We start from the raw sequence: 15,081 nt of genomic DNA on the forward strand, positions 1-15,081 counted from the left end.
TCTTTGCACACAAAAAATATAATTCATCAGAATGAGAAGATTATTGACTATCATCGTCATTTTGGCAACCACCCTCAGCACACACGCCGTATTGAAGGAGAAAGACCTGCCACAGACACTCCAGATACTGAGAAGCGAGCTGGTAAACTACCACCGCGAACTGACAGGAATGATAGAACAAAACAGGAAGCAGAGCGAGTCGGTACGCAACCAGTTGATAGAAACCATGCTGCGGTCGAACCAGAACTCGCTGATGCTATACTCGCAGAAGCAGGAATACGTCTTCGACCTGACCTATGCCTGTAACGAGGCGACCGACCAATACCACCTGTTCCAACAGCAACAGTTGCCCTTCAAGGCTTACCTGAACAAGACGAACAACGACATTGCGCGCTACGACTCGCTGATTGGCAGTCTGAAGGCGATGCCCGTCACCATGCTCAGCAATCAGGCCCAGACCGACCGCAACATCTGTCTGACACTGGCTACCAACATCCGCAACTCGCTGGACGAGAACCGCATCACCATGCAGGACTACATCCGCTACTACGACATGACAGAGAACCGGCTGAGCCACCTGAACGACTATGCCCAGAAGCGGTATAATGACATTCAGACCAGCATCTTCCGGAACGGTGGCGACAGTTACCCGAACATCCTGAAAAACTGGCCTGCACAATGGCAGAACATGCTCACAACGGTACACAAGAAATATCGCCCCAACGAGAACTCGCAATGGGACAGCCGATGGATTTTCGGTCTGCTGATATCAACCATCCTCTATGCTGTCATCGCCAGTCTGATGAACCTCGTCGCCATACGCTATATCGTTCCCAAGCGCCTGCGCACCGTAGAATTCATGAAGAAACGCGCCTGCATCACCATGGCCACCACAACCATCACATTTGCCCTCATCCTAGGACTGACGATGGCCATTACGAAGCAGAACTTCATCGTCATGGCCTCCAACCTGCTAGTGGAGTTTGCATGGCTGTTAGGTGTCATCCTGATTTCACTGCTGCTGCGCGTCAACGGCAACCAGATCAAAAGCGCCTTCCACATCTACACACCGCTGCTGGTTGTCTGCTTTATCGTCATTGCCTTCCGCATCATCTTGATACCCAGCGAACTGGTGAATATGCTGTTCCCGCCCGTGCTGCTGGTATGTGCCTTCTGGCAATGGCGGGTCATCAAACGACATAACAAGAACGTGCCGCGTTCGGACATGTTCTACACCTACTTCTCGCTGTTGGTGTTCATCATCTCCGTTGTCTGCTCTTGGAGCGGCTACACGCTGATGTCTGTGCAGATTCTTATCTGGTGGATGATGCAGCTGACGTGCATCCTGACCATCACATGCGTGACACAGTATATCAAGCTATACGGCATCAAACACCACTTTGCAGAGAGACCTATCACGCAAACATGGGCATACGACTTGGCTGGACAGGTGCTGTTACCGATACTCGGTGTCTGCTCCGTCATGATTAGCATCTGGTGGGCTGCTGATGTCTTTAACCTGTCAGACCTCTGCTGGCGCATCTTCAAAACCAACTTTGTTGACTTGAGCAATCTAAAAATCAGCATCCTCTCGCTGTCGATGGTCATCAACCTGTGGTTCCTCTTCGCCTACATTAACCGCACACTGCTCAAGCTGATGCGCATGCACTATGAGATAAAGGACGCTTCGACAGCTGCCAGTCGCGAGGTGATGGGCAAGAACGTAGTACAGGTCATCGTCTGGGGAGCTTGGTTCATGATGACGATGACGATTATGGGCATTTCCATGGAATGGCTGCTCGTAGTGACCGGAGGATTGTCAACCGGTATCGGCTTCGCTTCGAAAGATATCATCGAGAACATCTACTACGGCATCTCACTGATGACCGGCCGCATCAAGGTGGGCGACATGATACAGGTGGACGGCACGATGGGCAAAGTAACCAGCATTAACTACACGTCGACAGTCGTGGAATCTGTCTACGGAGAAGTCATCACCTTCCAGAACTCACAGCTCTTCTCCAAAAACTACAAGAACCTGACGCGCAACCACGGCTACGTGCTGCAAGTCATCCCCTACGGAGTGGCTTACGGCAGTAACCTGCAACAAGTGATGACGCTGGTGGACGATGCTGTGAACAACATGCGCCACCAATGGATGGACCGCTCGAAGAAAGCAAAGTCGGTTATTGGTGAACTGGGGGATTCGAGCATCAATTTCAAGATTTTCGTGTGGGCTGATGCCGTCAAGAAATCGTACGTCATCAGCGACGTGCTGCGCACCATCTACGACACGCTGAACCAGAACGGCATCGAGATTCCGTTCCCGCAACAGGACGTCCACATCAAGAACGAATAAGTTCTGTGCAGCGAAAAAAACAGCAAAAAGTTGGCTGTTTATAGAAAAATGCTTACCTTTGCAAGGTATTATGTGAAAGGACATAGACATGAAGCATACGTTTATTGCAGGACCCTGCGTGATAGAGTCGGCTGAACTGCTGGACATCGTGGCAGCTAAACTGGTAGAAATCAACCAGAAGCAGGGAACTGATATCATATTCAAGGCCTCGTTTGATAAGGCCAACCGCACCTCGCTGCACTCCTTCAGGGGTCCGGGCATTGACCGAGGTCTCCAGATGCTCAGCGACGTGAAGGATAAATATGGACTGCGACTGCTGACCGACATTCACGAGGCCTGGCAGGCAAAGGCCGCGGGAGAGGTGGTCGACGTGCTGCAGATACCAGCATTCCTGTGCCGACAGACCGACCTGCTGCTGGCCGCCGCCAAGACCGGACGCACAGTGAACATCAAGAAAGCCCAGTTTCTCAGCGGCAGCGACATGCGCTACCCCGTAGAGAAAGCCCGCGAGGCAGGTGCCAAGGAAGTTTGGCTGACCGAACGCGGCAATATGATGGGATACAACAACCTGGTGGTTGACTTCCGCAACATTCCAGACATGCTGGAAATCGTCGACAACGTCATCATGGACTGCACCCATAGCGTACAACGACCGGGCGGAGCCAACGGCAAGACAGGGGGCGACCGCCGCTTCGTGCCACAGATGGCACTGGCAGCCAAGGCCTTCGGAGCCACCGGTTGGTTCTTCGAAGTACACCCCACCCCAGACCTTGGCCTCAGCGATGCCGCCAACATGCTGGAGTTGGACAAATTGGACGCACTCATAGAGCAACTAAGGAAATGAATGTAAGAGAACACGCTATACAATGTATCAAGGACGAGGCACAGGCGGTGCTGGACCTGATACCTCAGATGGACGAGAACTTCGACAGAGCAGTAGAACTCATCATGAACTGCCACGGGAAGATTATCGTGACAGGCGTAGGAAAAAGCGGACACATCGGTGCCAAAATAGCTGCGACGCTAGCCTCAACGGGTACACCATCGTTCTTTATCAATCCCCTGGATGTCTTCCACGGCGACCTGGGCGTGATGGCAAAAGGCGACGTCGTCATAGCTATCTCGAACTCAGGACAGACTGACGAACTGCTGCGTTTCATCCCGATGGTGCTTCACATGCAGATTCCCATTATCGCCATGAGCGGCAACCCTCAGTCGCTGCTGGCAAAATATGCCACCTGCCATCTGAACGTCAGCGTAGCCAAGGAAGCTTGTCCGCTGAACCTGGCACCTACCAGTTCGACAACGGCAACTCTTGTCATGGGCGACGCCCTGGCAGTAGCCCTGATGGAAGAGCGCAACTTCCAGCCGCAAGACTTCGCCCAGTTCCACCCCGGTGGAGAGTTAGGCAAACGACTGCTTACCACGGCACAAGACGTGATGTTGACGGAACACCTGCCCATTCTGTCGGCAGAGATGCATCTTGGCGATGCCATCATCTTGGTCAGCAAAGGCAAACTTGGATTGGGCGTAGCCATTAAGGACGGAAAAATAGAAGGACTGATTACCGATGGTGACATCCGTCGCGCTATGGAGAAATGGCAGGCCGAGTTCTTCAACCGTACCGTGGCAGACATCATGACGCGGACACCAAAAACAGTGGGACCGCAGACAAAGATATCAGAGATACAAGCAACAATGAATCAGAACAAGATACACAACGTACTGGTCGTAGACGACGAGAACCAACTGCTCGGCATCGTAGACCGCTATGCATGTGTGCTATAACAACCAAAGCGATATGAGAACATTGAAAAAGATACTATTGGTCTTGATGCTCGCCCTGCCATTGGCAGCAGCAGGTATTTACATGTTTAAGACGCTGGATGCCCGCAATGGCCTTACCATCAGTCAGATTAACTGTGTGATGAAAGACTCGCGAGGCTATATCTGGTTAGGAACACCCGCCGGACTGTACCGCTACGACGGCTACACCTTCCACAGTTTCCAGAGTAATTCACAGGACGGTTCCTCACTGCCCGACAGCTACATCAATAGCATCCAGGAGACACTGGAAGGTACGCTGCTCATCAAGACTGCTGCCGGTTTCTGTATCTATCACCCTCAGACCGAAAACTTTGAACGCGACACCAAGCAGACCTTTAGCCGCATGGGTATTGAAGGTAAGCCCGATGTCATCTACATAGACCAGCACAAAAATGTATGGGCGTCCATCCCCAACAAGGGTGTCATCGCCTATAACATGCAACAGCAGACAAGCTATGAGTTCAGCTATACCAACGACGCACACGGTATTCCGCTGGGCGCCATCTGCTCCATCGGAGAGTGCCGAGATGGTGCTGTACTAGTCTATACCGACGGACGACTGGTGTGCTGCGACATCATGCACCAACAGCACACGGTATGGCAGACCGATCATATCGCCCAAGAGGGACTGCGCAAAACCAGCACCCTAAAAATCTTCGCCGACCAAATGGACAACATCTGGTTGTACGGACAGGGAACCCTGATGGTTTACAACAAGAACACCAACGTTTGGGACACCACGATAGGCAACCAGCTGGGACTGACCGGCATCAGCGTAGACCATAGCGTCAACGGTATCGCCGGTGACCGCAACGGCAATATCTGGATTGGTACAGATCGTGAAGGACTGATTCGCACCAACGTGAACAACCACGAGATGGAGCTGATACCCCCGCGTAGTACCAGCAACGACCTGAGGACTCAGGAGGCTATCGGCGTGCAGAGTGTATATATCGACGACACCGACCTGCTTTGGGTTGGTACTGAGAAATCAGGACTAGCCTATTACGGCAACAATATCTACAAGTTTGAGTCTCTGATGAACGGTGACATCACCGCCATCACCCAGGACAGCGAAGGCAAGGTATGGTACGGAACAGGCGACAAGGGTGTCATCGGATACGAAGGACCTTTGGCAAGCCTAAAAGTATCAGCCATGACGACGACGCCCGACGGTAGCCTGTGGATAGGTTCGAAGCAGAACGGTCTGACACGTATCAAGAACGGCACCAGCACGTTCTACTCTGCAGCCCGCGACAGCATGAGGACCTTGATTGACGATCATATCAACGCCCTCTGCACCGACCATAGCGGTAATCTCTGGATAGCCACCAACGGAGGCTTGCAGGTGTACAACCCGAAGATGAACACCTTCTCGGCATACACCCGCGAAAACGGCATCTTGAATACCAACAACATCACCTCTCTGTTCTTCGGCAAGAACAACCACCTGCTCATCGGTACGGCGGAAGGACTTATCATCCTGAACCTTTCCAACCGAGAGAAATTGGTGTTGACTGGAAATTCCACCAATTTGAAGACCTTTACCAACAATTATATTACCCAAATCTACGAGGACTCCCGCGGACTCCTGTGGATAGGTACTCGTGAAGGTATCAACATCCTGAATCCCGATAACGATGAGTTGAGTTATATCACCGAGAAAGACGGACTATGCAACAACTCCATCTGCGGTATCACGGAAGACAAGAACCACAGCATGTGGGTGTCGACCAGCAATGGTGTCAGCCGTATTGTCGTACAGCGTAACTACAAGGACGAGACATTCAACTACGGACTGTACAACTACAACATCAGCGACGGACTGCAGAGCAACGAGTTCAACATGGGTGCCATCCTGACGAAGAAGGACGGCAACGTCGTCTTCGGTGGTCTGTATGGTGTCAACTGGGTTCGTGAGGGAAGCAAGGAGAGTCAGGAGTCATTGCCGCGTGTCATGCTGACCCAGCTCTTCATCGGTGAGGAAGAAATTGCCACTGGTGTGGAATATGACGGAAATATCATTCTGCCGCAAGCGCTGAATGAAAGCAATAAAATAGAACTGACTAACAACCAGAACAGTTTCACCATCAAGTTTGCCGCCGGTAACTACAACCAAGGAGAGCGCCTACAGTTCATGTACTGGATGGAAGGACTGGATAACGACTGGCGCAACGGTGACGCCCTACTTCACGGAGTGAGATTCAACAAGCTGAGCAGCGGTGAATACACACTGCACGTCAAAGCTGTCAGTGCGGAAGGTGCTGTGAGCAACCAAGAACGTACGTTGGTTATCACCATTGAGCGCCCTTGGTGGCTGTCTTGGTGGATGCTGAGCCTCTATGTCGCCATCTTGATTATCGCTCTGGCTATCTGGCGATATGGTATCAAGAAATTCAAAGCTATCTGGAAGAGCAAGAAAACGGTAATTGAGGAACTGAAGATACAACGCGAGGAAATCAAGATGACCAGCGACGAACTTCGCCAGCCTATGGCTCGCATGACGACCATCATCAGTAACCTTGCAGAAAAGGAACAGACCCTGGAAGGTCGCGAACAGCTGAACTCCCTACATTTCCAGATGCTCCAGGTCATCACGCGCATCTCTGAGATGCAAAGCACGCTGGAGAACCCGGAGAAGAGAGCCGTGTCGTCAGCAAAAGACCGTCTGGAGCTGAACGATCATGGAGAGGTATCACTCACCGCCGCAGAACAGCAGCAGTTCGCCCTTGATGCCCGCTCGCTGAAAGTGGACGAACAATCGAAGAAATTCAGTGTTATCCTGATTGACGACAATCGTGACTTCCTGAACTTCATGAACGCACACTTACGTGAGGTTTACAACTTCCACGTCTACAGCAGCATCAAGGATGCACTGCCCGACATTGATACGCTCAATGCCGATGTCGTCATCTGTAAGCAGGATATGGGCAGCATGACGGGTAGCGAACTCTGCAACCAGTTCAAGTCAGACCCGCACAAGAGCAAGTTGAAGTTCATACTGATGACCGACTCCGTACTGACCGAGCAGGATATGACAGACATGAACATTACCTTGGCTGCCGACGATTACCTGGCCAAGCCGTTCAAAATGCAGGAAGCCGTTATGCGCATCAACAAGTTGCTGGGCCTTGCTCCTATCGAGTTCAACCAGGACGTCATCGAAGGCAAGGAGACCCGTATATTGGAAGGTCAGAATGCCAGCATGACAACAGCCACGATGGTCTACGACGACATGGGTGGCAGCGTACTGTCAGACAACGGCGAAGCCACACAGCCCATTGAGGATGTGCAGACTGACGAGCCTGTTGCCAAGCCGGCGGCATCGAGCAATCTGCTGGCTAAGTACTATAACGGCAACACCATTGGCGACTACACGATGAACTCGCTGATGGACCAGCAGCTCATGAGAAACGTAGAACAGTTCGTCCTTCAGAACATGAGTCGCGGACAGATCAGTCTGGACGAGATGGCAACAGCGATGGGAATGGGACGCGTTCCATTCTTCCACAAGATACGCAGCATCACAGCCAAGACACCTGCCGAAATCGTTCGCGAGTTGCGCCTGAAGCATGCATGTACACTCCTTGTCACTACCAACATCAACATGAGCGAGTTAGCCATCAACGTTGGTTTCATGACAGCAGAGAACTTCATCAACGTCTTCAAGGAGAAATTCGGTATCACCCCACTTGAATACAGACTAAGAAATAAGAAACAATAATGTTCAAGGGGATTATTACCGTCATTGTTTCAGCCATCAGCTTGTCTGTCCATGCGCAGACAAGCGATTCGCTGATTGCCAACACCCTGCGCGAGAGCAACATCCGTTTCTCGCATGACAATAGTGTCACGCTGTTACTGTCAGGACAGGAGAAGTTCGATGACATGTTCCGTGCCATCCGACAGGCTAAGAGCAGCATCCATCTGGAATATTTCAACTTCCGTAATGACTCGATAGCCTCCTTGCTCTTCGACCTATTACGCGAGAAGCGGAAAGAAGGCGTCGAGGTTCGCGCCATGTTCGACGGCTTTGGCAACGACTCCAACAACCAGCCGCTAAAGAAATATCATCTAAAAGCCCTCCGTGACGATAGCATCGACATCGTGGAATACTCCCCCATCCGATTCCCGTGGGTTAACCACATCTTCGGACGCGACCACCGTAAGATTGTCGTCATTGACGGACAGATAGCCTATACGGGCGGCATGAACGTTGCCGACTACTACATCAAGGGAACCGAACAGGTAGGGGAATGGCGCGACATGCATTGTCGTATCGAAGGCGATGCCGTCAATGAGTTGCAGGCAATCTTCATGCGGATATGGAATCGTAGCACCGGACAGCAGGTGAGCGGCATGAAATACTATCGGGGTGGTACGCTAACACGCTTTGCCGGACTGAAACCCGACACCACCTGCACGAAGGGTCGTAAGATGGTGGGCATCATTAACCGTGAACCCGGTGTGACACCCAAAATCATGCGCACGTTCTACATCAACGCCATCAACCAAGCCCAGGATTCCATCCACATCATCAATCCCTACTTTACCCTGATACCCAGTGTCACACGCGCCTTGACACGCGCCATCAGAAGAGGTGTCAAGGTAGAAATCATGCTGTCGTCAAAGAGCGATATCCCTTTGACGCCTGACTGTGCCTTGTATCAGGCCCGCAAGTTAATGAAACGTGGTGCCAAGGTGTGGCTCTACAAACCGGGATTCCACCATTCCAAGATCATGATGGTTGACGGACGGTATTGCACGGTAGGCAGCACGAACCTGGATGCACGCAGTCTGAAATGCGACTTCGAAGAGAATGCCGTTATCATTGACAAGGCTACGACGAAGGAGTTAGACGACATGTTCTGGCGCGACAAGCAGAAGAGCTTCGAACTGACCGACCAGACGTGGGATGAGTTCCGCACCGGATGGCAGAAGTTCCGTGGTTGGTTTGCCCACTTGCTACAACCGTTCCTCTAAGCACCTATTAGGTCTTCCATCATCCTGACATCCGTTCTGCTGATGCCTCGCTTCAAGAGCCATTCCACATCCCATTGCAGGAAATGCGCATGGGATATTCCCTCCTTCTCATGATAAGTACGCAACGCCTCGGCGGCTTCTTCAATACGTCCTTGAAGCCATAGGCAAAAGCCCTGATTCTGGAAATCACTTGCCACGGGATTGTCGACACGAACCAACGTCTGGAACAACTTGTCGGCCTGTTCCAGTTTTCCGTCACACGTCAACGCCCATGCAAGCGCCCGTTGCACGCTCAAGTCGTCAGGATGTTCATAGTTCAACTGGTAGAGCAGTTTCAACGCATCCTCATATTCCTCCATGTTCACCAGACAAACAGCCTTGTTGAGCATGTAGCTGGCTTTATCAGCTCGCAACAACAGCAGACGATCATAGATGTCAACGGCCTCTCCAAAGTTACCCTCTTCAAAAAGCTTGCGGGCACAATGAGCCAACGCCTTCTCGTGATTGGGATCCATTTCAAGCACGACATCAAACTGTTCTGTCCACAGATAATACTGGACATCACGCATGTCCTCGGGAAACGATTTCAGCAACGTATCAGCGGCTTGCAACAGTCCTTTTTTCCGCAACATCGCCACGACCTCAGGTTTTTGTTTTTCCAAGGGTGTGTGACAAAACAGTTCAGAAGCGAAGAAAAGACACATGCCCAACTGTTGCTTGCTGTTGTCGAAGGGATTACAGAGTGCCGCACGATTAGGGAACAAGCGGAAGAAACGGTACAAGTCCATGAGATAAGAACGTCTGATATAGGCAGGCTGTTGCAGTTCTTCCTCCTCAAATTCGGCAGGTTGCACCTCTCCCCGACTCATCAGACGAGCCACATTCTCCGGCAGGTTACCCATCACTTGCTGGAAGGCAATCACGAAAGAGTATTTATCACTGTTACAGAAAGGACCTTTCGTGAGGATGCCGTTCAAGAACTTATTCTCGCCCAACCTGTCGGCAATAGGGGCAATGTCAGGATGCTGCATAAAGAAAGGTACGAGCCAGTTGCTGATATCATAGAAGAACGGGAAGCGCTTCATCTGCGAGAAGCCTCCGAAGAAAATATCGGCACCTTGCTTTTGCATCTTCTTCATGCGGTTGTACGAAGCCTCCAGCTTTTCCATTCGCTGTTCTGCGGCATCGGGATGCAGGATATCCTCCAGCGGGTCGTCAGCCACTTCTTCCAGTCCGTTGTGTGTCATGCGGAACTGGTTGTTCTTCAACATATCGGGAATGATTTCCTGTTGCACTGTCTGGGTATCCTTCTCAGCATCCAGGGTATAGACCAGTTGCATCTGTAACTCCGTCAGTTCCTTACACGCCCGTTGCGACTTCAAGAGTTCACCCACCATCTCACGCACCGACGGATAAACCGTCAGCCAGTCATCATCGATGGAAAGTGCCCATCCCACCAAGGCCCGTTGTCTGACATGTTCGTCTTGAGAGCGATGGTATACGTTCAACAAGGTGCGGAACTTCACCATATCGAAACGGTTCATCAGCGACAACGTAACCGCCGACACCACCAGCTGCTGGTCGTTGGAATCCACGGTAGGCGACAACAGGATTTCCTCCATTTCCACACCGATGCCCTCCGTCCAGATGTGTCCTGTCAGGATGTAGTTGAACAAGCCATTCATCTGTTGTTGGTGTTGCTGATAGATTGCCTTGCTCTTCTCCTTCCGCTTGTTCTCCGGCTCCAGCTCCAACATGGCAACATCACTGACGAAGTCCTCCATCTCACGACGGATAGCCGTGATAGACCATGTTTGTCCTGGTTGGCGTGCTGCAGTATAGAGTCCTTGCAGATAGGACGAAGACATCATATGCTTGTGGATGGCGATATTAGCACAAAGGACATAGAGCCGTTGCAACAAGCGTTGGTATTGATTGTCCAACTGCGGGTCACGCACACCCTTCTTCCAATATTCCGTCATCAATCGGTATTCCTCCTGGAGAACATCCAGTTTCTCCTTGGTTTGCGGATTAGGCCATGCGGCGAGATAGGTGTCTACCTCAGCGATGGCCAACCCTGCGTTTCCAGCTATCAACTGTTGGAAGATGCGTTGTAATGAAACATCAAGAGTACCCATCGTCTGTTATTTCTTTCCTAACCATTTTTCCACGATGTCAATATCCTGCTGACGCGGACCTTTGGCATGTGCGAACTTCATATCCTGGGGCAAGGAGTCAACCAACTCCTTCCTGATTTTACACCGTTTAATAATCAGCTCACGGTAATGCTTCAACCCATATTTGTTGATGGAGTCACATGCCTGGTTGTAAGCTTTAACGAACAAGTCGAACTGCTCGCGACGAGCTTGGCGCTGCATCTCCTTGTCGCGGAAGGCGACAACCCCCATTTGCCAATCCAGCGAACGGGTATCCAGGATGACGGTATTCTTCATCGAACGGGCCCATGTAGCCTGAGGCTCTGTCAGACAGAGGGCATCCATGATGTTATTCTGTAGCATCTGCATGCGTACGAAGAGGTCGTTCACCTGCACCTTAAACACATGGTCCTTATCCAGTTTTGCGGAGTCTACGGCCCGGTCGGCCAGCATATCCGTCACCGAATAGCGTGTCATCGCTACCATCTTGTCATCCAACTGCTTGAGTTGTCTGATACGTGAGTTTCGGTTGGTAATGAGTTGCCAGTAAGCAGGTGTTACAGCCGAGAATCGCATCTTCGTGCCACGCTTGGCAATACGGGTGGCTCTGACGAGGTCAGTCACCATACCCTCTACACGGCCTCGTTCCAAAGCGGTGTCACAATCCATCTGTGCCGTGAAATATTTCAAGCGGACACCACCATGTATGGTATCGTATAACTCATGATACTGGGCAACATACATCGGCAAGCAATCAAGCGTAGGCATCACGGCAATTTTCAATGCCGCAGAGTCCTTCCGGGCTGCCTCTTTCCTTTGTTGGCGAGTCATCCGTTTTGTATCCTCATAGCTCTGTCCGCAAGCGACAACCAGCAGGCAGAGCATTACCATTGCTAATATTTTCTTCATAATTGTCCGCAAAGGTACGAATAAAAAACGGGACTGCCAAACGACAATCCCATTTTTACCTTTGGTAACCTTAGAAGGTTATTTCTTTTCCTCGGCCTTAGGCTCCTCGACCTTCGGTTCCTCGGCCTTCGGTTCTGCAACAGGAGCGGCTTTCTTCGGAGCAGCTTTCTTCGGAGCAGCCTTCTTAGGAGCAGCCTTCTTAGGAGCGGCTTTCTTAGGAGCCTCTTTGGGTTCAAGTTTCTCCAGACGAGCCTTCAGACGGGTAATTTCCTTGTCCTTCATCTCAATCTCATCACCCTGGTTACGGATGGTGGTGAGCAATGCGTTGAGCTCATCATTCTCGATTTCAGGAGGATAGAGAGCATTCACCCTGTTGATGAAGTCGCCGAGGATATTCATGTAGTTCGTGAAAGCATCGAACGGTCCGCTATAGATGCCACGATCCAGTCCTACATTCGATGGTTTGGTCGTCATAAAGCGGAAGTTATTGCTAGCCTGCAGATAGTCCCAGTCCTGATTGATGCGTGGGTCGTCGGCAATGCGCAGACGGTCTGCCACACTGTACAACTTGTTGAATGCCTCACGCTGCATGGCGTTACCCAACCAGCAAGAGCAGTCACGCTCCTCGTCAACCCATGAGAGGGTGTCAGGCACGTCGATACTGCCAACACTCTTCACCTTCATACAGATTTCAGAAGGTGTAGAGAAGGTGATGCCCTTTTCCTTGGCACAAGCGGGAAGAGCCTTCAGGAATTCCAGGATGTTAGAGCTGAGCGGTTGGGCGATACCCAAGGCAGAGAGCTCCATGAAGATGTTGATGATCTGCTCTTCTTCGGGCAGACGGGCAATGCGGTCGATATAGGCATCGGCAAACAAGGGATAGCCCGCCCAGTCGCTATTGTTGAAGCGCAATGAGATGTCATCACTCAACTCGACGTCACGCAACAGCAGCTTCAGGTTGGGAGCGATGTTACAGTTATACACGTAGTGAGGCGACTTCCAGCCCAGCACATGCTTGGCACCCTCAGTCAGCATACCCTTGAAGCCCATAGCGGCAATCTGTCCACCGATGTCGTCGCTATAGATGAGCGAAGAGTTACGGGCTACTGTAGGCTTTTGTCCGAAGAGTTCCTCAATCTTGGCGGCCTGCTTCTTGACGTCAAGGGCGAAGGTCTCCTCGTTAGCCAGAGAGGAGAGTCCGTGCGAGTATGGCTCTGCCAGGAACTCCACGCAACCGGTCTGGCTGAGTTCCTGCAGTTTCTCAATCACCTGCGGAGCATGGAACTCCAGCTGTTCGATACCCGTTCCCGAGAGCGAGAAGGCAACCTTGAAATACTGTCCGTGTTCGCGGATCATTTCACCGATGGCGGTCAGTGCAGGCATATAGCTGCGATTGGCAATGTCGGTGATGCTGCGCTCGTTCTCATAGTCATCGTAGTAATAGTGATCTGTTCCGATGTCGAAGAAGCGATAGCGCTTCAGATGGATAATCTGATGTATCTCGAAATATAAACAAATTGTTTTCATATCTTTAAACTATAAACTTTAAACTATAAACTAATTACTGCTCCCAGCCAAGCGTGCGCTTGTAGAGTGTGGCAATCCATGCACCCACCTTCTCCCAGGTAATCTGGTCAACCTCTTTCTTGCCTTCTTCTTTGAGGTACTGGAAGAGTGACTCGTTGGCGCAGATGGAATAGATGGCGTCGGCCAGTGCGTGGATATCCCAATAGTCTACCTTGATGCAGTTGGTCAGAATCTCTGCACATCCGGACTGCTTTGAGATGATAGAGGGTGTTCCGCACTGCATGGCTTCCAACGGTGAGATACCGAAAGGTTCGGATACCGAAGGCATGACGTAGACGTCAGAGTCCTTCAGGCACTCATACACCTGCTTGCCTCGCATGAATCCGGGGAAGTGGAAGCGGTCTGCGATGCCTCGTTCAGCAGCCAGATGAATCATGGCGTCCATCATATCACCCGATCCTGCCATGCAGAAGCGCACGTTACGGGTACGGCGGATAACCATGTTGGCGGCTTCGACGAAGTACTCAGGACCCTTCTGCATCGTGATACGTCCGAGGAAGGTAACCACCTTGTCCTTGCCCGTATGGTCCGGACGTGGGATAGCCTGGTACTCGTCAGGCAAGGGATAGACGGCATTGTGTACCGTGTAGCACTTGCGGGGATCCTGGTGATACTGGTTGATGACGGTCTGACGCGTCAGTTCCGATACACACATGATGCAGTCGGCATTGTCCATACCGTTTTTCTCGATGCTGTAGACGGTGGGGTTCACCTTACCGCGAGAGCGGTCGAAGTCTGTAGCGTGGACGTGGATGCACAAAGGCTTTCCGCTCACCTGCTTGGCGTGGATGCCAGCGGGATAGGTCAGCCAGTCGTGTGCATGGATGATGTCGTAGTCGAGTGTGCGTGCCACCACACCTGCGATAATCGAGTAATTGTTGATTTCCTCATGCAGGTTTCCCGGATAGCCACCGGCAAACTCCATCGCACCAAGGTCGTTGACGTGCATGTAGTTGAAGTCGGCATACAGATGGTCGCGCAAGCGGAAATAGAAATCGGGATCCATGATGTTGCCCACCCGTTCGCGGACATAGTCGGCTGACACGTCGCGATAGGCGATGGGTACAGCATTCATAGCCACGATGTTACATGCCGACCGGTCTTCGTCACCGAAGGGCTTGGGCAGACAGAGTGTGATATCCATATCGCCCTGGGCGTGAAGTCCTTGCGATATACCGTAGTTAGCGGTGGCCAGTCCACCGAAAACGTGAGGAGGATACTCCCATCCAAACATTAAAACTTTCATAGCGTTTCCTCCTT

The 15,081-nt window shown here is 51.5% G+C and carries 9 protein-coding genes; 5 read left to right on the plus strand and 4 right to left on the minus strand.

The window, feature by feature from the left end; all coding sequences use genetic code 11:
- The first annotated feature begins 31 nt into the window (after positions 1-31).
- From BLU47_RS03630 to cls, 5 genes are all read left to right on the plus strand, one after another.
- Positions 32-2,359: a mechanosensitive ion channel family protein gene (locus tag BLU47_RS03630; protein WP_091958551.1), complete on the plus strand. Its 2,328-nt coding sequence runs from the start codon at positions 32-34 to the stop codon at positions 2,357-2,359.
- A gap of 88 nt (positions 2,360-2,447) precedes the next feature.
- Entirely contained in the window at positions 2,448-3,203 is a 756-nt protein-coding gene (gene kdsA, locus BLU47_RS03635; protein WP_091958553.1) for a 3-deoxy-8-phosphooctulonate synthase, read from the plus strand.
- A complete protein-coding gene (locus tag BLU47_RS03640; RefSeq protein ID WP_091958556.1) occupies positions 3,200-4,147 on the plus strand; it encodes a KpsF/GutQ family sugar-phosphate isomerase in 948 nt (315 codons plus the stop codon). Before kdsA ends, BLU47_RS03640 begins: the two co-directional genes overlap by 4 nt.
- 13 nt (positions 4,148-4,160) lie before the next feature.
- The gene (locus tag BLU47_RS03645; RefSeq protein WP_176780438.1) at positions 4,161-7,910 is read left to right on the plus strand and encodes a two-component regulator propeller domain-containing protein; all 3,750 of its coding nucleotides are present in this window, start codon (positions 4,161-4,163) and stop codon (positions 7,908-7,910) included.
- Positions 7,910-9,169, plus strand: coding sequence for a cardiolipin synthase (cls, locus tag BLU47_RS03650; protein WP_091958561.1), 1,260 nt, complete (start codon positions 7,910-7,912; stop codon positions 9,167-9,169). Before BLU47_RS03645 ends, cls begins: the two co-directional genes overlap by 1 nt.
- On the opposite strand, the gene BLU47_RS03655 is transcribed toward cls, so the two are convergent.
- The 4 genes from BLU47_RS03655 to BLU47_RS03670 all read right to left on the minus strand — a co-directional run bounded on the left by BLU47_RS03655 (position 9,166) and on the right by BLU47_RS03670 (position 15,067).
- Positions 9,166-11,307 (minus strand): tetratricopeptide repeat protein, encoded by a 2,142-nt coding sequence (locus tag BLU47_RS03655; protein ID WP_091958563.1) that lies wholly within the window; start codon positions 11,305-11,307, stop codon positions 9,166-9,168. The genes cls and BLU47_RS03655 overlap by 4 nt on opposite strands.
- A 6-nt stretch (positions 11,308-11,313) precedes the next feature.
- Positions 11,314-12,234: an ABC transporter substrate-binding protein gene (locus tag BLU47_RS03660; protein WP_091958565.1), complete on the minus strand. Its 921-nt coding sequence runs from the start codon at positions 12,232-12,234 to the stop codon at positions 11,314-11,316.
- A 78-nt stretch (positions 12,235-12,312) separates the two neighbouring features.
- On the minus strand, positions 12,313-13,761 hold the full coding sequence (locus BLU47_RS03665) for a glycoside hydrolase family 57 protein (RefSeq protein WP_091958568.1): 1,449 nt from the start codon (positions 13,759-13,761) through the stop codon (positions 12,313-12,315).
- Between the two features lie 34 nt (positions 13,762-13,795).
- Positions 13,796-15,067, minus strand: coding sequence for a glycosyltransferase family 4 protein (locus BLU47_RS03670; RefSeq protein ID WP_091958571.1), 1,272 nt, complete (start codon positions 15,065-15,067; stop codon positions 13,796-13,798).
- Positions 15,068-15,081 lie beyond the last annotated feature (14 nt).

This window comes from Prevotella sp. tc2-28 (assembly GCF_900107705.1).
Taxonomy (GTDB): Bacteria; Bacteroidota; Bacteroidia; order Bacteroidales; family Bacteroidaceae; genus Prevotella.